This window comes from Cupriavidus sp. JZ107, assembly GCF_053903255.1.
In genome coordinates, this window is the sequence record NZ_CP096481.1 from 323,446 (window position 1) to 341,350 (window position 17,905).

The following is a 17,905-nucleotide window of genomic DNA, read 5'->3' on the forward strand; positions in this document are numbered from 1 at the left end:
TGGACACTCATACCGTAATACTGGTAAGACCAGTATGCGAACCCGACTCCGAATTGCCATGCCGCTGCTCACCGATTCACTGCCCCTGATCGCGCAACCGCTGACCGCGGACGCCTTCGCGCCGTTTGGCGACATCATCGAAAGCGATGGCCACGCGCCCATCGTCATCAACCAGGGCATGTGTCATCGCTTTCATGACCTTGCCGAAGTCGACGTGTCCTCGAACGACGGACGGCCGCTGATCAATCTGTTCGAGTCGCAGCCCTATGCGCTGCCGCTGGCACTGACCTCGTTCGAGCGGCACCCGCTCGGCAGCCAGGCATTTATTCCGCTGGGGGATGCGCCGTTCCTGGTCGTCGTTGCGCCGCCTGGCGACACGGTGGAACCGCATGCGGTGCGGGCCTTCGTCACCAATGGCCGGCAGGGCGTCAACTATCGGAAGGGCGTGTGGCACCACTCACTGATCGTGACGGAAGGCGTTGCCCGGTTCATCGTGGTGGACCGTGGCGGGCCAGGCAATAACTGCGATGAACTGGAGCTGGCCGGGGGCGCCACGCTGCGGCTGACCTTGTCGCAGACAGAGTTGGAACAGGCATCGGGAACCGAAGCCACGCTGTTCTGAGCTGCCCGCCGTATCGTTGGCCGTAACCCGGGGAAGCGAAAGGCGAAGGGGCCCTCGCCTTTCGCTCCGACGTATTGCGCTACTGATACTGCAGCAAGATATCGAGCTGCTCCGAAACATCCGTCAGCTTGCGCTCCATCACGCGTTTCGCGTCGAGCACGCCTTCGTTGTAGGCCTGCGATCGCACCAGCTTGTACAGCTTCTCGGCAAAGGGGACGACTTCCATATTGCCGACCGATACCTGAAGCTCGCTGTCGAGCAGATCCCGGACTGCGGAAGAAAACTTGATCAGGTCGAAATTGTCGTTTTGCATCGGGCTCATCGATGTCTCCTCGGTCGAGTTCAGGAATGTAATCCATCGAGCCGAACTGACGGAGCGGGGGCGGTAACCAAGCCAAGCGCGCCGAACACCGATGCCCGGTTTCCGGGCCCGTCACGGGGGATATGCGATCATTGGCCGCAACCGCAGAACCCGCTTTCCCCATTTGATGCTGTTGAAGTCTCTTTCCAAAATCCGCCGCTCGCGGACCGATTCGCCACCCGAAGTCTCCATCATCGTCCCCTGCTACAACCAGGCGGCCGTGATCGCCGACACGCTGAAATCGGTGCAGCGCCAGACCTACCGGCACTGGCGCTGCATCGTGGTCGACGACGGCTCCACCGACGATACCGCGCAGCGCGTGCAGGCCTTTGTGCAGAAGGACCGCCGCTTCACCTATATCCGCAAGCAGAACGGCGGCGTGGCGTCGGCGCGCAATCTCGGCATCCGGCTGACTGGCGGCGAATACATCGTGCCGCTCGATGGAGACGACAAGATCCATCCGGACTACCTGCGCCGCGCGATCCGGCATTTCCGCAGCCAGCCGGATACCGCGCTGGTCTACTGCCAGGTCAAGCGATTTGGCGCGAAGAAGGGCAAATGGCGCTTGCCCGAATACAGCTATCAGCGACTGCGGTTCGAGAACATGATCCACAACTGCGCGGTCTACCCGCGCGCGTTGTACGACCGGACCAGCGGCTATTCCGAAGCGATGAAGCACGGCTTCGAGGACTGGGAGTTCTATATCCGGCTGCTGGATTCCGAGGCGAAGGTGCATCGGATCGATGCGCCGCTGTTCTACTACCGCATCAGCAAGCGTTCGCGAACGACGCAGCAGTTATCGGGCGGCCATGAGCGCGAGTCGTTGGCGACGATCTATCGCAACAATACGGACGTCTATGCGGACGTAGTCGGCGATCCGATTACCAGCTTCAAGATGGCGCGCCAGCTGTTCCTGCCGGACGTGGTGCGGCGCTACAAGCGGCAGCGCACGCGCATGCATCTGGGCTATCTGGCGGTGATCCTGCTGCTGGCGGTGCAGGCGTTTGATTGAATGGCGGGGCTGAGAGCCTCTCACGCCGTCGATCTGATTCGTTCCCGGAAACTACAGCGCTGCACCGGGCACGGCCGCAATATCGAACAGACTCCCGCGGAACTCATGGCTGCCGATATGCCCGACCTCGAACCACGGCGCACCATGGACCTTGCCGCCAAGGTCGCGCCACCGTTTGCAGAACATCAGATCCTCCGACAGCATGTCGCCGTGCTCGTCTCGTCCAAGATCGAAAAACACGTGGATCCGCTCATCGCTTGAGCGATCGGGCGACTTCATGGTCGCGTCCGGATACGCCGTGGCCATTCTCTCGAATACGCCCCGCTTGATCAGCATGATGCCGGTGCCGATTCCATTGACCTCCACCGGCGTGTGGGTCTTGATACCAAGCTCCGGCCGAACGAGTTCAAACGTGCCATAGGACGCCGACACTTTGGCGAGCTGATGAGGCGCCATGTCAGGATGATTCCGCGCGGCGGCCGCGACGTTACTCCAATGGATTTCCTTGCGCGGACACATCGCCGCAATGACATCGAGGTCCGCCTCCAGCATCGCCAGCACATCGGTGCTGCGAAACACCATGTCGGCATCGATGAAAAGTAGGTGGCTGCAAGCCGTTCGCTTCAAAAACCAGTTGACCAGCAGATTGCGCGCGATGGTGATCAGGCTCGAGCTCTTGGTCCATGCATACTCGAAGCCAATACCCCGTTGATAGAACGCCGCCTGCAGTTGCAGAAGCGAATGGGTATAGGAGCCGTAGCATTGATCGTTGTAGATCGGCGATGCCACCAGCACGCTTGCGGGAAGTCGATTGGAGTCGTGTGGCGCCATGGCGCGTCTGTTGTGTCATCAAGACGCCGAACTATATCCCGCTATTGATGAGAAAAGGTCACCTCTCCGTTGGTCGTGCGGCGGATTACCGATCGGTAATTTATCGCTTGACGATAGTCCCATTTGGTACAAAAATTACCGAACGGTAATTTCAGGGGCGCGACATGGCGAAAAGGGCATTCGACTTCCCGATCGGTAATTTAGAGACCGGCGCCGTCGCCATCCACAGTTCAACCGAACTCGGCGCCGCCATCCGCCAACGTCGCGAACAGCTTCAACTGAAGCAGACCGATCTCGCTGGACTCGGCGGCACTGGCAACCGTTTTGTCGTCGACCTCGAGAGGGGCAAGCCAACCGTCCAATTGCAGAAGGTTCTCGACCTGATTGACTTGCTCGGTCTGGAAATAGTGGTGAAGCCGAAGACAAGCGGAGGCTTGTGATGGCCCGGCCAGAACGGCTTAGCGTCCTGTTGGGCGATGAAGTGGTCGGGACCATTTACGATACCGCGCCTTTGGCCTTCGCCTACTCGCCGGCGTGGCTTGGCCGGCAAGTTCAATTCCCGGTCGCCGCCATTCCGCTGATACCAGGCCGGCAGGACACCGAGGTGGTGCAGGCGTTCTTCGAGAACCTGCTGCCCGAAGGCGAGTTGCGCGACTATCTCGCGCAGCAGAAGAAGGCATCGACCTTGTTTTCAATGTTGCTCGAGTTCGCCGGGGATACGGCTGGCGCCTTCGTCATCGTGCCGGAAGGCGATGCGCCGAAACCGCCCACGTATCAGAAGACGTCATGGCAAGCGCTGGGCGAGGCGCTGAGCCAGCCGTCTGCGGCAGCGGTCGATCTGAAAGGCGCCAGAGCGCGCATTTCCCTTGCCGGTGCCCAGGACAAGACCAGCCTCGCGATCTTCGATGACGGCGTGCCGCGTCTTCCTCGAGGCGTCGCGCCGTCGACGCACATCCTGAAGCCGGACATCAAGCGTCTTGCCAAGGTATGGCACTCCGCCGCGAATGAGACCATCGTGATGCGAACTGCGGCCGAATGTGGTTTGCCTACCGCCGATGTCTTTTATGAGCCGATGACGCGAGCTTGCGTGGTGCGGCGCTTTGATAGATACCAGCGGCCGGATGGAGTGTTGGAACGGTTGGTGCAGTACGATCTGTGCCAATTGGCCGGTACCGCTTCCGACCGGAAGTACGAAAAGGAGGGAGGCCCGGGCATTGCGGCCTGTGCCGCCCTGATACGGCAGCGCAGCGTTCAGTCAGCAGTGGACCTGCGAAACTTCCTGAACTGGATCTTCTTCAACCTGTACGTCGGCAACAACGACAGCCACGCGAAGAACCTGTCGCTGTACCTGCTGCCCGGACACGGCGTGAGGTTGACCCGTTCTACGATCTGATGTGCACCCGCTTGTATGCCGGCCTGTCAGGCGAGTTCGCTTTTTCGATCGGTGGGGAAAATCGGCCGGGCGAGATAGGGCGCCAGCACGTGGTGGCAATGGCGGAAACTCTCGGGATGCAGCCGCGGTTCGTATTGAACCAGGCGGCCGAACTGGCGCAGAAGATGCCCGGCGCCGTGGCGCGGGCGGTAGAGCAGACGTTGCCCTCGTTGCCGCATGGCGCGCGCGATCTCGCGGATCGCCTCGGGCGATTCATTCAGTCCACGACGCGGAAGGTCTCCGCCCGTATCGCGTCCTGAACGTGGCGTGCCATCAATGATGATGGTGATGATGCGCCCAATGAATATCGTTCGACTCCACGAACGACGCGACCGCATCCTTGTCGCCGGTGGCGTGGCGCATCATTTCGCCGCACTTGCAGAAGCCCTGGTACGGCGTGATATGCGAGCAGGCGGAGACCTTTTGCAGGTATAGCGTCACGGGCTTGTTGCACTTCTTGCACTTGAAGGTCAGCGTGCGGGCGGGTTTGGGGCTCATGGTGGTATTCGGCAAGCGGAAATTGGCCCGGAGGCGAGGGGCATGATGATACCGCGCCCGCACCAATCGGGTGCGGCGGCCGCGCCCGGTTTGCTACACTGCGCCATCCCCTCCAACACCGTCATTTCACTGGATAAGCCGCATGGCACAGTACGTCTATACGATGAATCGCGTGGGCAAGATCGTTCCGCCCAAGCGTCAGATCCTGAAGGATATTTCGCTGTCGTTTTTCCCCGGTGCCAAGATCGGCGTGCTGGGCCTGAATGGTTCGGGCAAGTCGACCCTGCTCAAGATCATGGCCGGCGTCGACAAGGACATCGAGGGCGAAGCGATCCCGATGCCGAACCTGAATATCGGCTATCTGTCGCAGGAGCCGCAGCTCGATCCCGAGCAGACCGTGCGTGAAGCGGTCGAGGGCGGCCTGGGCGAGGTGTTCGAGGCGCGCAAGAAGCTCGAGGAAATCTACGCGGCCTACGCCGAGCCGGACGCCGACTTCGACCAGCTGGCCGCCGATCAGGCCAAGTACGAGGCGATCCTGGCCGCCAGCGACGGCAACAATGCCGAGCAGCAGCTGGAAGTCGCCGCCGACGCGCTGCGGCTGCCGCCGTGGGACGCCAAGGTCGGTCATCTGTCCGGCGGCGAGAAGCGCCGCGTCGCGCTGTGCCGGCTGCTGCTGTCGCGCCCCGACATGCTGCTGCTCGACGAGCCGACCAACCACCTGGACGCCGAATCGGTCGAATGGCTCGAGCAGTTCCTGACCCGCTTCCCGGGCACGGTCGTCGCCGTGACCCACGATCGCTACTTCCTCGACAACGCGGCCGAGTGGATCCTGGAACTGGACCGCGGCCACGGCATTCCGTGGAAGGGCAACTACAGCTCGTGGCTGGACCAGAAGGAAAACCGGCTGAAGCAGGAGGAGTCCAGCGAATCGGCGCGGCAGAAGGCGCTGAAGAAGGAGCTGGAATGGGTACGCCAGAATCCGAAGGGCCGGCAGGCCAAGTCGAAGGCGCGTCTGGCGCGCTTCGACGAACTGAACAGCCAGGAATACCAGAAGCGCAACGAAACCCAGGAGATCTTCATTCCGGTCGGCGAGCGGCTCGGCAATGAGGTGATCGAGTTCGAAAACGTGTCGAAGGCCTACGGCGACCGGCTGCTGATCGACAACCTGAGCTTCAAGGTGCCGCCGGGCGCGATCGTCGGCGTGATCGGTCCGAACGGTGCCGGTAAATCGACGCTGTTCCGCATGCTGACCGGCAAGGAACAGCCGGACAGCGGCTCGATCAAGATCGGCCCGACCGTCAAGCTGGCCTATGTCGACCAGAGCCGCGATGCGCTCGACGGCAGCAAGACGGTGTTCGAGGAAATCTCCGGCGGCGCCGACGTGCTGACGGTGGGCCGCTACGAAACGCCGTCGCGCGCCTATATCGGCCGCTTCAACTTCAAGGGCTCGGACCAGCAGAAGCACGTGGGCACGCTGTCGGGCGGCGAACGTGGCCGCCTGCATCTGGCCAAGACGCTGATCGCCGGCGGCAACGTGCTGCTGCTCGACGAGCCGTCCAACGACCTCGACGTCGAAACGCTGCGCGCGCTGGAAGACGCGCTGCTGGAGTTCGCCGGCTGCGTGATGGTGATCTCGCACGATCGCTGGTTCCTGGACCGGATCGCGACGCATATCCTGGCGTTCGAAGGCGACTCGCACGTCGAGTTCTTCGCCGGCAACTATCAGGAATACGAGGCCGACAAGAAGCGCCGTCTGGGCGAGGAAGCGGCCAAGCCGAAGCGTATTCGGTACAAGCCGATCGCTCGTTGAAGCGATAGCGCTTTCCCTCTCCCCCGGCCCCTCTCCCGCCTCGCGGGAGAGGGGAGAACACCGGCAGCGCTCTCAAGTTCATCACGCCTCGCGTCCGGCTTCCCCGAAGATCGGCAGCGCTTTCAACTTCATCACGCCTCGCGTCCGGCTTCCCCGAAATACCGGCAGCGCTCGTGATCATCGTCACGGCTCGCGTCCGGCTCCCCTCTCCCACTGGTGGGAGAGGGGTGGGGGAGAGGGCAGGGCGGTTATCCTGGCGAGACCGTTCGCGCGTAAATCCAGTCAGCTTCCCGCGCGCCCCGCCTTCTCGCGATACCGCTTCCGCAATTCATTCTTCAGCACCTTGCCGGCGGCCGACAGCGGCAGCCCATCGACATAGGCGAAACTGCGCGGGCACTTGTAGCCCGCCAGCCGCTCGCGGCACCACTGCGTCAGCTCGTCCGACAGCGCGGCGTCGTCCAGCGGCGCCAGCGAAGCACGGTCCTCCACGACCACCACCGCATGCACGCGCTCGCCCCAGCGGGCATCGGGCACGCCGATCACCGCGGCCTGCGCGACGCGCGGATGGCCGCGCAGCGCGGTCTCGACCTCGGCCGAGTAGATGTTCTCGCCGCCGGAAATGATCATGTCCTTGAGCCGGTCCGCAATGAACAGATAGCCGTCCTCGTCCATCCAGCCGCCATCGCCGGTGTGCAGCCAGCCGTCGCGCAGCGCTTGCGCGGTGGCGTCCGGCTGGTTCCAGTAGCCGCGCATCACCATCGGCCCGCGCACGACGATCTCGCCGACGGTGCCGCGCGGCACTTCGTTGCCTTGCGGATCGATGACGCGGATCTCGGCGCCAAGGCCGGCGCGGCCGACCGAATGCCGGTGCCGTTCGGCGCCGGGACCCGGACGATGATTGGCCGGCGGATTGATGCAGACCGCGGCGGCGGTCTCGGTCATGCCGTAGGCCTGGAAGAACTCGGCGTTGGGCCAGGCCTCGAGTGCGCGCGCCAGCAGGTCTGGCGGCATCGGGGCGGCGCCGAAGGCGATGCGGTTCAGGCTCTGCAGCCGCGCCGCGTCGAAGCCGGGATGATCGAGCAGCGACTGCAGCATGGTCGGCACCACGATGATGTCGGAAATCCGATGCGTCTCGATGGCCGACAGCACGATGTCGGCCCGAAACTGCGGCAGCGTCACGCAGCTACCGCCGGCGATCAGCTGTCCGATCAGCCGGCCCAGCCCGGCGACATGGAACAGCGGCGCGACCAGCAGCGATACGCTGTCCGGCGCGTTATTCAGCTCCGCGGCGCGTGCAATCGAAGCCGCCCAGAAATTCGCATGCGACAGCATCCCGCCCTTGGCGCGGCCGGTAGTGCCGCCGGTGTAGAGGATCGCGGCCAGCGCGTCGCCGCCGGTGCGCGTATCGTCGAGCGGTTCGAGCTCGCCCGCTGCGGCCTCGGCGTCGGCAAGGAAGGTCTCGATCGGTACCACCGTGGCCAGGTCGCGGAGTTCCTCCCCGATCGCAGTCAGCTGCCGATCCGGCAGCAGCAGGCGCGCGCCGCAATCTCCGATCGCGTGGCGCAGCTCCTGCGCGCTCCATCGCGTATTCAGCGGACACGCCACCGCGCCGCGCCACCAGCACGCCAGCAGCATCGCGATCAGCCCGTCACCGTTCTGCGCGAGGAGCGCAACGCGGTCGCCGCTGCCAATGCCGTGGCGCTTCAACGCCGCGGCGGCAAGCGCGACGCGCGTACCCAGTGCAGCGAAGCCGGTGGTGCGCGGCTGGCCGTCTTCGACATGGCAGATCGCGGTCTTGCCGGGATGGCGCTGTATCGCGCGGTGCAGTCCCTGGGTCAGGTACATCGCGTGGGGCCTCCGAAGCGCTCAACGGATCAGGTTTGCTGAAGCGGCCTGTCGAGACGGGCACGGTCGGTTTCGCGAAGCTCCGACTCCGCATCCATCTCAGCGGCACGGCATTGCTCCTGCTGGATCTCCCGCCACAGCACCTTGCCCGTACCTGACTTCGGCAGCGCACTGCGGAACTCGACGGCCCGCGGCGTCTTGTACGCCGCCATCCGCTCGCGGCACCATGCGATCAGTTCGGCGGCTTCCAGCGTCGCGCCGGGCTTGAGCACAACCACCGCCTTGACCGACTCGCCTTGCCGCCGGTCCGGCACCGCGACGATGCAGGCCTCGTGGATCGCCGGATGCTGGTACAGCATGGTCTCGACCTCGGCGGGCCAGACCTTGTAGCCGCTGACATTGATCATGCGCTTCAGGCGATCGCGCATGAAGAAGTAGCCTTCGTCGTCGACGCTGGCCAGATCGCCGGTGCGAAAGAAGCGTTTGCCGTCGCGCTCGAAGAAGGACTCGCGGTTCGCGGCCTCGTCGTTCCAGTAGCCGAGCATCAGCTGCTCGCCGCTGGTCACCAGTTCTCCGACTTCGCCCGGCGGCAGCGGCGCCAGCGTAGCCGGGTCGACGATGCGCGAGTCGACGCCGAAGGCCGGGATGCCGAGGCACTGGCGCTTGGGACGATGCAGCGGATTGCAGTGCAGGAAGGAGGCGGTCTCGGTCATGCCATAGCCTTCGATATAGCCGAGGTCGAAGCGGGACTTCAGCATCGCGGCCACCGCCTCGGGCATCGCGGCACCGCCGCCGTTCAGCAGCGTCAGGCTGGACAGGTCGCGCGCGCTCGCTTCCGGGTGCGCGAAAAAGTCGATCAGCATCGCTGGCGGCGCGCCCCAGGTCGTCACGCGATAGCGCTCGATCAGGCGGGCCGCGGTGGCGGCGTCCCAGCGCGGCAGCATCACCACCGTCGCGCCGATCGCGATCGGCATCAGCATCGCGTTCTGCATGCCGAGCAGATGGAACAGCGGCGCCACGCCCATCACCACCGCTTCGGCATGCAGGCCGCGCCAGAGCACCGCGGAGAAGGTCGAGGCCAGCAGCGTGCGATGGGTATGCATGCAGCCCTTCGGATGGCCGGTGGTGCCCGAGGTGTAAGGCAACACGCAGAGATCGTCCGGACTGGCTTGCACATCGGGCGCGGGCAGCGCGGCGTCCAGTGCATCGCCCCAGTACGTCAGGCGCGCATCGTCGAGCGCCGTGCGCGGGGAGCGAACCCAGTCGGGCAGGTCCAGATCGGTATCGGCATCGATGGCGTCGGCATAGTTGTGCACCACCACATGGCGCAACCGGTCGCTCGCCAGCGCGGGCTGCAGCGCCGGCAGCAGTTCCTGCGCCGCCAGCGCGACCTGCGCCCCGCTGTCGCGCAGATAGTGGTCGAGCTCGTTGGCGGTACACATCGGATTGACCGGGACCACCACCGCACCGCAGCGGACGATCGCATGGAAGGCGACGACGAACTGCGGGCAGTTCTGGCTCATCAGCAGCACGCGCTCGCCGGCCCGCACGCCGCCATGGCGGTGCAGATGACCGGCCAGCGCCTCGGTCTGGCGGCGCAGTTCGGCATAGCTTAGCGCACGGCCGTAGAAGACGATCGCCGGCTTGTCGGGATAGCGGTCGGCCTGCACCGACAGGTTGTGGCACAGCGTGACGCGCGGCACGCGGATGCGATGCGGCAGTCCCCGCGGCCAGCTGCCGAACCACGCCGCCTGCTCCGATTGGCTCGTTGGGAATACTGCAGAAGGCACTGCTTCGGATGTCATGCCTGCTGGTCTCCTGTCATTGATCCGGCGGTCGCTCTGCGGCGACGCGCACCAATCGCCCGATGCGCCGATCCCTCAGTCTTCCATCGCCCGCGCCACGATTTCCTTCATCACCTCGTTGGCGCCGCCATAGATGCGGCCCACGCGCGCATCGGTGTACATTCGCGCGATCGGGTACTCGTTCATGTAGCCGTAGCCGCCATGCAGCTGCAGGCATTCGTCGATGACCTGGCACAGCGTCTGCGTGCTCCACCACTTGGCCATCGCGGCGGTCGGCACATCGAGCTCGCCGCGCTGCAGCCGGCCGATGCAGTCGTCGACGAAGCTGCGCGCGATGGTCGCATGGGTCTGGCACTCGGCGAGCTTGAAGCGCGTGTTCTGCATCGCCATCAGCGGTTCGCCGAACACCTGGCGCTGCGTGACATAGGCGACGGTATCGTCGACCGCCCGCTGCATCGTCGCCGCGGCGCCGATCGCGATCAGCAGCCGCTCGCGCGGCAACTGCTGCATCAGCTGCCGAAAACCGCGGCCTTCCTCGTTGCCGAGCAGGTTCTCGGCCGGCACCATCACGCCGTCGAAGAACAGCTCGACGGTGTCCTGGCCGCGCTGGCCGATCTTGTCGAGCAGCCGGCCGCGCTGGAAGCCAGGCAGGTCGCGCGTTTCGATCATCAGCAGCGACACGCCGCTGGCGCGCGCATCGGGATCGGTCTTGACCGCCAGGCAGATCAGGTCCGCGTGCCAGCCGTTGGTGATGAAGGTCTTGGCGCCGTTGACCAGATAGTGCCGGCCGTCGCTGCCGAGGATCGCCGTGGTCTTGATCCGTTGCAGGTCGGTGCCCGCGCCGGGCTCGGTCATGCCGATCGCCGCCACCATCTCGCCGCGCGCCATCGCCGGCAGCCAGCGCTGCTTCTGCGCCTCGCTGCCGTAGGCCAGCAGATAGTGGGCGACGATGCCGCTGTGCACGTTGATGCTGAAGCTGGTGACCAGCGCGCGCTGCTGTTCCTCGCAAATCACCGCCTCGTGCAGGAAGGTGCCGCCGCCTCCGCCGTAGGCCTCGGGAATGCCCGTGCACAACAGGCCGACCTCGCCGGCGCGCCGCCAGATGTCGCGGTCGCAATGCTTCTGCTCGACCCACGCGCACTGGCGTGGCACGCATTCGGTCTCGAAGAAGCGCCGCGCGGTATCGCGCAGCAGCTGCAGTTCGCTGTCCATCCACGGACGCGGCGCATGCTGGATCGTCATGGCGTGCTCCGGTGAACGTTACGGGCGTCCGCCGCCGCAGACCAGCACCTGGCCGCTGACGTAGTTGGACTCGGGAATGCAGAACAGGTAGACCGCGCCGGCCGCTTCCTCGGGCGTGCCGCCGCGCCCCAGCGGAATCATCGCCTCGGCGTTCTTCAGGATCTGCGGATTGACGCCGACCTTGATCCTGCGGCCGGCGATGTCGATGCTGGCATCGGACTGCGCATCGGCCTCGGTCAGCCGCGTCTTGATCAGGCCGAACGCGATGCTGTTGACGTTGACCTTGTAACGGCCCCATTCCTTGGCCATCGCCCGTGTCAGGCCGTTGATGCCGGCCTTGGCCGCGGCGTAGTTGGCCTGCCCGGCGTTGCCGTAGACGCCCGAGGTCGACGAGATATTGACGACCTTGCGGAACACCGGCGTGCCGCGCTCCGCTTCCTGCCTGGCCGCCTCGCGAATGAAGCCGGACGCGGCGCGCAGGATGCGGAACGGCGCGGTCAGGTGTACGGCCAGGATGTCCTCCCACTGCTCGTCGCTCATCTTCTGGATCACGTTGTCCCAGGTATAGCCGGCGTTGTTGACGATGATGTCCAGGCCCCCGAACTGCTCGAGCGCGGTATTGACGAAGCGGTCGGCAAAGCCCACCTCGGTCACGCTGCCGACGCAGGCCGCCGCCTTGCCGCCGCTCGCACGGATGGCCTCCACCACCTCCAGCGCCGGCGCCTCGTCGAGATCGTTGACGACCACGCGCGCGCCTTCGGATGCGAGCTTCAGCGCGATCTCGCGGCCGATGCCGCGTCCCGAGCCGGATACCAGTGCCACCTTGTCCTGCAGCTTGCTCATGCCGATCGTCTCCTTGCTGTTCGTTGTGCTGTGGTCGTCCGGTACGCGCTGTCGCGCGCTTCAGGGCAGCGCCACCACGGCGTCGCCGGCCACCTTGACCTCGCCGTTCGGGTCCACGGTGCTCAGTTCGATCCGCACCCGCTTCTCGCCGTGCGTCTCGATCTTCTCGACCACGGTGCCGCGGCAGGTCAGCCGGTCGCCCACGTGGGTGATCGCGACGAAGCGCACGCCGAAGTCGCGCAGCGCGCTCTGCGGGACCCAGTTGGTCAGCAGCCGGCCGAGATAGGCCATCGACAGCATGCCGTGCGCGAACACATCGGGCTGCCCGGCGGCGTGCGCGAAGTCGGTGTCGACGTGGATCGGGTTGTGGTCGCCCGAGGCGCCGCAATAGAGCGCCAGCGTCAGCCGCGAGATCGGTTCCGTCTCGAAGGCGGGCAGGGCATCGCCGACCTGCAGGGCGTCGTAGCGCAGCGTTGTCATCGGTCCGGCTCCCTTATCCATGGCGCATCACCGTGACCGTGCGCAGATCGGCGACATGCGCGCCATGCTGGTTGCTGACGCGCGTGCATCGCACGACGAATTCGAGCGCGCCGCCCTTCTTTTCGTAGATGTCCTCGATGCATTGCTCGAAGGTCAGCCGGTCGCCGGCATACGCCATCGCGTGATAGGTGAAGCGCTGCTCGCCATGCAGCAGCCGGCGATAGTCCAGGCCCAGCAGCTCGCGGATCGCCGCCGGGTTGGGCGCATCCATTTCGAGGCAGAACAGGAAGGTCGGCGGCACCGGCAGCGCCGGATGGCCGGCATCGTGCGCGGCGGCCTCGTCGGAGTAGACGGGGTCTTGCTGCCCGGTGGCCTTGGCGAACAGGCGCAGCCGGCCTGCTTCGACCGGCACGGTGAAGGGCGCCATCCGGTGCCCGATGTATTGGCGATCGATCATCGGTCAGGCCGCCTGATACAGCGTCACCACGCAGGCGCCGCCGAGTCCGAGGTTGTGCTGCAGCGCGAGGCGCGCGCCTTCAACCTGGCGCTGGTCGGCCTGGCCGCGCAGCTGCCAGGTCAGCTCGGCGCACTGCGCGAGGCCGGTGGCGCCCAGCGGATGGCCCTTCGACAGCAGCCCGCCGGAGGGGTTGGTCACCACGCGGCCGCCATAGGTGTTGTTGCCCTCGACAATGAACTTCTCGGCGGTGCCCTCGGGCGTCAGCCCCAGCGCCTCGTAGGTGATCAGCTCGTTCGCGGTGAAGCAGTCGTGCAGTTCGACCACGTCGATGTCCTCGGGGCCGATGCCGGCCATCTCGTAGACCTGCGCGGCGGCGGCGCGGCTCATGTCGTAGCCGACCAGCTGGCGCATGTCCCGCTGCGCGAAGGTGCTCGGCGTATCGGTGGTCATCGCCTGCGCGGCGATGGTCACGCGCATGTCGAGGCCGTGGCGGCGCGCGAAGTCCTCCGAGCACAGGATCGCCGCCGCGGCGCCGCAGGTCGGCGGGCAGCATTGCAGCCGCGTCAGCGGTTCGAACACCATCGGCGCGGCCATCACCTCGTCAAGCGTCACCGTGTCGCGGAACACCGCCAGCGGATTACGTGCAGCGTGCTGGCGCGCCTTGACCGAGATGCGCGCGAAGGTGTCGGGGCGGATGCCGTGCTGGCGGATGTAGTCGCGTCCCGCGCCGCCGAAGAACTGCGCGGCACGCGGCGCGTCGGCGTCGAAGCCCTGCAGCTCGCCCATGGTCTCGGCGAAGCGCGCCAGCGGCGACGGGCGATCGTCGTAGGCACCCTTGAGCGCGCCCGGCACCATCTGCTCGAAGCCCAGCGCGATCGCGCACTCGACCGCGCCGCTCTGCACCGCCTGGCGCGCCAGGAACAGCGCGCTGGATCCGCTCGAGCAGTTGTTGTTCAGGTTGAAGACCGGGATGCCGGTCAGGCCGACGCGATAGATCGCCGCCTGGCCCGCGGTCGAATCGCCGTACACATAGCTGACATAGGCCTGCTGCACCGCGTCGTACGGCACGCCGGCATCGTCGAGCGCCAGGCGCGCGGCCTGCTCGCCCATGACCAGATAGGGCTCGCTCCTGCCCGGCTTGCTGAAGGGAATCATGCCGACACCGGCGACATGGACGTTGCGTGTCATGGTCTGGTCCTCGTTGTTTGCCTGCTGCGTGGTCCCACTCTGCCGCCTGCCTTATTGCAGCTTGACGCCGATCTGGCTCAGGAACACCTTCTCGCGCGCGAACTGGTCGATCGCGTACTGGCGATACTCGGCGCTGCTCATGTACATGTCGACCTGGTCATAGTCGGCCAGCATGCGTTGATAGTCGGGGTCGCGCATCGCCTTGCGCAGCGCGTCGTGCAGCGTCTTCAGAACGGCGGGCTCCATGCCCTTGGGCGCGACGATGCCGACCGGCGAATTGACCGTGATGTCGTAGCCCAGCTCCTTCAGCGTCGGCACATTGGGGCGCCGCGGCAGCCGCGCGTTGCCGAGCGTGGCCAGCAGCCGTGCCTTGCCGCCGTCGACCAGCGCGCCCCAGCCGGGGTCGGAGATCACGTCGAGGTGCCCGCCGAGCAGCGCGGTGGTTTCCTCGGCCATGCCCTTGAAGGGAATGAAGTTGAACTTGACGCCGGCGGCGCGCGCGAGCCGTTCCATCGCCACGTGGCCGCCGCTGCCGATGCCGGTCGAGCCGTAGCTGATCTGGCCGGGCCGCGCTTTCGCATCGGCGAACAGGTCCTGCAGCGTTTTCCACGGCGCGTCGGCGCGCACCACCAGCCCGTTGGTGTAGCCCGTCAGGCAGATCACATAGGTGAAGTCGCTGAGCGGATCGAAATTGACCTTCTGCAGATGCGGCAGGCGGAACAGCGTCGCGGGGGCGACCGAGAACGTGTAGCCGTCGGGTGCCGCGCTGCGCGCCATCGCGGCAGGGCCCATGGTGCCGGCGACGCCGGGCTGATTGACCACCACCACCTGCTGGCCCATCTCCTTCGACAGCGCGTGCGCCAGCGCACGCATCTGCACGTCGGTGGCGCCGCCGGGCGGGAACGGCATGATCATCGTCAGCGTACGCGAGGGATAGGACTCCGGCTTCGCCAGCGCGCCGGCGGGCCAGGGCGCCCACGCGCCGAGCGCGCCGCCGGCCAGGGCCAACAGTGCGCGCCGGCGCGACGTCGAGGTGTCTGCCATGTCTGTCTCCTGTTCTGGTCCGCTGGTCGATGGTCCCGCTCGCCACGGTGACGACAGTCTAGGAAGGCAGCGCGCACGCAGACATGGCCGAAGCGCTGATTCGCATTGGCATGATCGATCAAGCCCGGGCGGGCGCGAACGCAGCGCGGTGCCGAGGCGGGCCTTGGCTACGGGGAAACCCGCAGACCGCGCGGCGGTGCGGAGAAGACTGGCTCAGTGCTCGCGCAGGTGCGACTGGCGATATTGGCCGGGCGCGACCCCGGTCCAGTGCTTGAACGCGCGATGGAAGGTGCTGGCCTCGGAGAAGCCCAGCAGGCTGGCGATCTCGGGCAGCGTCAGCTCGGGGCGGGCGAGGTATTCGATGGCCGCGTCGCGGCGCAGGTCGTCCTTGATGCCGCGAAAGCCCTGGCCTTCCTCGCGCAGCCGGCGGCGCAGCGTCTGCGGCGTCATCGCCAGCTGCTCGCCGACGTCCTCGAGCGTCGGCAGTTCGCCGGTCAGGTTGCGGCGCAGGATGCGGCGGATCCGTTCGGTGATGCTGGTCTGGTCGCGGTACTTGATCAGCAGGCTGGCCGGCGCCTGCCGCAGGAATTCGCGCAGGCTGGCCTCGTTCTGCACCACCGGCAGATCGAGCCAGCGCGCCTCGAAGCGCCAGCCGGTGTAGTCGTGGCCGTAGGACGCGGGCGCCTGGAACAGCAGCGCGGCATCGGCGCTCGGGCCCAGTTCGGAATCGGGCAGGTCGACGCCGATCAGCGGCACGCGGCGCGCCGCCATCCAGCAGGCGAGTCCGTAACCGAGAAAGGCGAACGAGCGCGCCGCGTAGGCGAGGCGCCCGTCGTAGTCGACGCGCGGCGACAGGCACAGCATCGCAATCTCGCCGTGGCGCGGCAACCGCGGCACGAAGTCGCCGATCAGCAGGCGGTAGTAGCGCAGGCCGCTGTGCATCGCCTCGCCAAGCGTGCGCGCGTGGACCATCATGTGGCAGCACTGCGCGAAGCTGCCCAGCGGCAGCGGCCGATTGCACAGGCCCCAGAGTTCGTCGCGCAGCGTGCGCCGCAACGCGAACAGAAGCGCCGCGTACTGGCCCTGCGTCACGCGCGCGACCGGCGAGTCCAGCAGCGCCGGTGCGATGCCCGCGCGGCGCAGCAGCGCGGCGATGTCGGCGCCGCGATGGCGCGCACCGAGCAGGGTCTGCTGGACCTGCTGGATGGCGATCGTGTGGTGGGTGAAGCTGGCAGTGTTCATGGGCGAGACCGAAGGCCGGCGCTGCTAGGCCTGTGCGCGCCGCAGCCGTATCCGCGTGATCTCCGACGGCGCGCCGAAACGTTTGGGCGGGCCCCAGTAGCCGGTGCCGCGGCTGACATAGACCCACATGTTCCGATGGCGATGCAGTCCGGCGACATAGGGCTGCTGCATCGGCACGAACAGGTTCCACGGCAGGAACTGCCCGCCGTGCGTATGGCCGGACAGTTGCAGGTCGAAGCCGGCCTGGGCCGCGGCCACCGCGCTGCGCGGCTGGTGGGCCAGCAGCACGCGCACCGCCGCCTCGGCGGGCGCGCCGGCCAGCGCCGCGATGGGATCGCTGCGATGCGCGGGATCGAAATGCCCGGCGCTGAAGTCGGTGACGCCGGCCAGCACCAGCGTGGCGCCGTCGCGCTCGATCGCCACGTGCTCGTTCAGCAGGACCTGCAGCCCCAGCCGCCGCAGCTCGTCGATCCACGCATGGGCGCCGGCGTAGTACTCATGATTGCCGGTGACGACGTAGACGCCATGCGGGGCGCGCAGCGAGCCGAGCGGCGCGGTGTGTTCGCTCAGTTCGGGCACCTTGCCGTCGACCAGGTCGCCGGTAAGCGCGATCGCATCGGCGCCCAGCGTATTGGTGCGTTCGACGATGCGCTGCAGATATGGCCGCTTGATGGTGGGGCCGACGTGGATGTCGCTGAGCTGCGCGATCGTGAAGCCGTCAAGCGCGGCGGGCAGCCCGTCGATCGGCACCTCGACATCGACGACGCGCGCCACGCGCCGTGCGTTCCAGTAGCCGAGCAGCGAGACCAGCAGCGCCAGCGCGACGGTGGCGACCGCGCTCCAGACCGGCAGCCCGGGCGGATACCAGCCGGCCAGCGCGCAGGCGATCAGCACCAGTTCGCGCAGCACGGTCAGGATCAGCAGCGTCGAGAACAGACCCATCGCCAGCATGCCGAGCCAGGACAGTCGATCGCCCCAGGGGGGCTCGAAGCGGCGCGCCAGCAGCGCGGCCGGCATCGACACGGTGGAGATCGCCAGCCACAGCGCGGCCAGCGCTTTCAGCGCCAGCGGCCACGGCAGCGCGGGCAGCAGGCGCGCGCCGATATAGAGATGCAGCAGGGCGACGATCAGCGCGGCCGTCACGATCGAGCGGCGAGGGGTCATGGTGCTCCGGGCAGGCGTGCCGCGTCGGC

19 protein-coding genes are annotated in these 17,905 nt (G+C 66.4%); 5 read left to right on the top strand and 14 right to left on the bottom strand.

Annotated elements, in window-relative coordinates; all coding sequences use genetic code 11:
- Window positions 1-58: 58 nt before the first annotated feature.
- Entirely contained in the window at window positions 59-622 is a 564-nt protein-coding gene (locus tag M1D55_RS11065; protein ID WP_006575798.1) for an ureidoglycolate lyase, read from the top strand.
- A 79-nt stretch (window positions 623-701) separates the two neighbouring features.
- Here M1D55_RS11065 and M1D55_RS11070 read toward each other — a convergent pair whose 3' ends face one another.
- Window positions 702-944 (bottom strand): DUF2164 family protein, encoded by a 243-nt coding sequence (locus M1D55_RS11070; RefSeq protein ID WP_006575799.1) that lies wholly within the window; start codon window positions 942-944, stop codon window positions 702-704.
- Between the two features lie 172 nt (window positions 945-1,116).
- On the opposite strand from M1D55_RS11070, the gene M1D55_RS11075 reads away from it, so the two are divergent.
- Window positions 1,117-1,995 carry a glycosyltransferase family 2 protein gene (locus M1D55_RS11075; RefSeq protein WP_456282173.1) on the top strand — a complete coding sequence of 293 codons (879 nt, stop codon included), beginning with the start codon at window positions 1,117-1,119 and terminating at the stop codon, window positions 1,993-1,995.
- Window positions 1,996-2,046: 51 nt separating this feature from the next.
- Here M1D55_RS11075 and M1D55_RS11080 read toward each other — a convergent pair whose 3' ends face one another.
- Window positions 2,047-2,826 carry a hypothetical protein gene (locus tag M1D55_RS11080; protein ID WP_456282174.1) on the bottom strand — a complete coding sequence of 260 codons (780 nt, stop codon included), beginning with the start codon at window positions 2,824-2,826 and terminating at the stop codon, window positions 2,047-2,049.
- A gap of 164 nt (window positions 2,827-2,990) precedes the next feature.
- Between M1D55_RS11080 and M1D55_RS11085 the strand changes: the two genes are divergently transcribed.
- Both M1D55_RS11085 and M1D55_RS11090 read left to right on the top strand, forming a co-directional pair.
- A complete protein-coding gene (locus M1D55_RS11085) occupies window positions 2,991-3,266 on the top strand; it encodes a helix-turn-helix transcriptional regulator (protein WP_456282175.1) in 276 nt (91 codons plus the stop codon).
- Window positions 3,266-4,219, top strand: coding sequence for a HipA domain-containing protein (locus tag M1D55_RS11090; RefSeq protein WP_456282176.1), 954 nt, complete (start codon window positions 3,266-3,268; stop codon window positions 4,217-4,219). The genes M1D55_RS11085 and M1D55_RS11090 overlap by 1 nt, the downstream gene beginning before the upstream one ends.
- A 26-nt stretch (window positions 4,220-4,245) precedes the next feature.
- Here the strand turns inward: M1D55_RS11090 and M1D55_RS11095 are convergent, their stop codons facing one another.
- Together M1D55_RS11095 and M1D55_RS11100 are read right to left on the bottom strand one after the other, a co-directional pair.
- Entirely contained in the window at window positions 4,246-4,596 is a 351-nt protein-coding gene (locus M1D55_RS11095) for a hypothetical protein (RefSeq protein ID WP_456282177.1), read from the bottom strand.
- Window positions 4,532-4,756 (bottom strand): hypothetical protein, encoded by a 225-nt coding sequence (locus tag M1D55_RS11100; RefSeq protein ID WP_053822632.1) that lies wholly within the window; start codon window positions 4,754-4,756, stop codon window positions 4,532-4,534. The genes M1D55_RS11095 and M1D55_RS11100 overlap by 65 nt, the downstream gene beginning before the upstream one ends.
- A gap of 142 nt (window positions 4,757-4,898) precedes the next feature.
- Here M1D55_RS11100 and ettA point away from each other — a divergent pair, with 142 nt between their 5' ends.
- Entirely contained in the window at window positions 4,899-6,566 is a 1,668-nt protein-coding gene (ettA, locus tag M1D55_RS11105) for an energy-dependent translational throttle protein EttA (protein WP_006575804.1), read from the top strand.
- A gap of 282 nt (window positions 6,567-6,848) precedes the next feature.
- On the opposite strand, the gene M1D55_RS11110 is transcribed toward ettA, so the two are convergent.
- The 10 genes from M1D55_RS11110 to M1D55_RS11155 all read right to left on the bottom strand — a co-directional run bounded on the left by M1D55_RS11110 (window position 6,849) and on the right by M1D55_RS11155 (window position 17,876).
- Window positions 6,849-8,411: a class I adenylate-forming enzyme family protein gene (locus M1D55_RS11110; RefSeq protein WP_456282178.1), complete on the bottom strand. Its 1,563-nt coding sequence runs from the start codon at window positions 8,409-8,411 to the stop codon at window positions 6,849-6,851.
- A gap of 29 nt (window positions 8,412-8,440) precedes the next feature.
- Window positions 8,441-10,216 (bottom strand): long-chain-fatty-acid--CoA ligase, encoded by a 1,776-nt coding sequence (locus M1D55_RS11115; protein ID WP_456282179.1) that lies wholly within the window; start codon window positions 10,214-10,216, stop codon window positions 8,441-8,443.
- Window positions 10,217-10,291: 75 nt separating this feature from the next.
- Entirely contained in the window at window positions 10,292-11,458 is a 1,167-nt protein-coding gene (locus M1D55_RS11120; RefSeq protein WP_456282180.1) for an acyl-CoA dehydrogenase family protein, read from the bottom strand.
- Between the two features lie 18 nt (window positions 11,459-11,476).
- Window positions 11,477-12,301 (bottom strand): SDR family NAD(P)-dependent oxidoreductase, encoded by an 825-nt coding sequence (locus tag M1D55_RS11125; RefSeq protein WP_456282181.1) that lies wholly within the window; start codon window positions 12,299-12,301, stop codon window positions 11,477-11,479.
- A gap of 60 nt (window positions 12,302-12,361) precedes the next feature.
- The gene (locus M1D55_RS11130; RefSeq protein ID WP_456282691.1) at window positions 12,362-12,781 is read right to left on the bottom strand and encodes a MaoC family dehydratase; all 420 of its coding nucleotides are present in this window, start codon (window positions 12,779-12,781) and stop codon (window positions 12,362-12,364) included.
- Between the two features lie 13 nt (window positions 12,782-12,794).
- The gene (locus M1D55_RS11135) at window positions 12,795-13,238 is read right to left on the bottom strand and encodes a MaoC family dehydratase N-terminal domain-containing protein (protein WP_456282182.1); all 444 of its coding nucleotides are present in this window, start codon (window positions 13,236-13,238) and stop codon (window positions 12,795-12,797) included.
- A 3-nt stretch (window positions 13,239-13,241) separates the two neighbouring features.
- Window positions 13,242-14,426, bottom strand: coding sequence for a lipid-transfer protein (locus tag M1D55_RS11140; RefSeq protein WP_456282183.1), 1,185 nt, complete (start codon window positions 14,424-14,426; stop codon window positions 13,242-13,244).
- A gap of 51 nt (window positions 14,427-14,477) precedes the next feature.
- The gene (locus M1D55_RS11145; protein ID WP_456282184.1) at window positions 14,478-15,470 is read right to left on the bottom strand and encodes a tripartite tricarboxylate transporter substrate binding protein; all 993 of its coding nucleotides are present in this window, start codon (window positions 15,468-15,470) and stop codon (window positions 14,478-14,480) included.
- A gap of 213 nt (window positions 15,471-15,683) precedes the next feature.
- On the bottom strand, window positions 15,684-16,712 hold the full coding sequence (locus M1D55_RS11150) for an AraC family transcriptional regulator (RefSeq protein WP_456282185.1): 1,029 nt from the start codon (window positions 16,710-16,712) through the stop codon (window positions 15,684-15,686).
- A gap of 24 nt (window positions 16,713-16,736) precedes the next feature.
- Entirely contained in the window at window positions 16,737-17,876 is a 1,140-nt protein-coding gene (locus tag M1D55_RS11155) for a metallophosphoesterase (RefSeq protein WP_456282186.1), read from the bottom strand.
- Window positions 17,877-17,905: the final 29 nt, after the last annotated feature.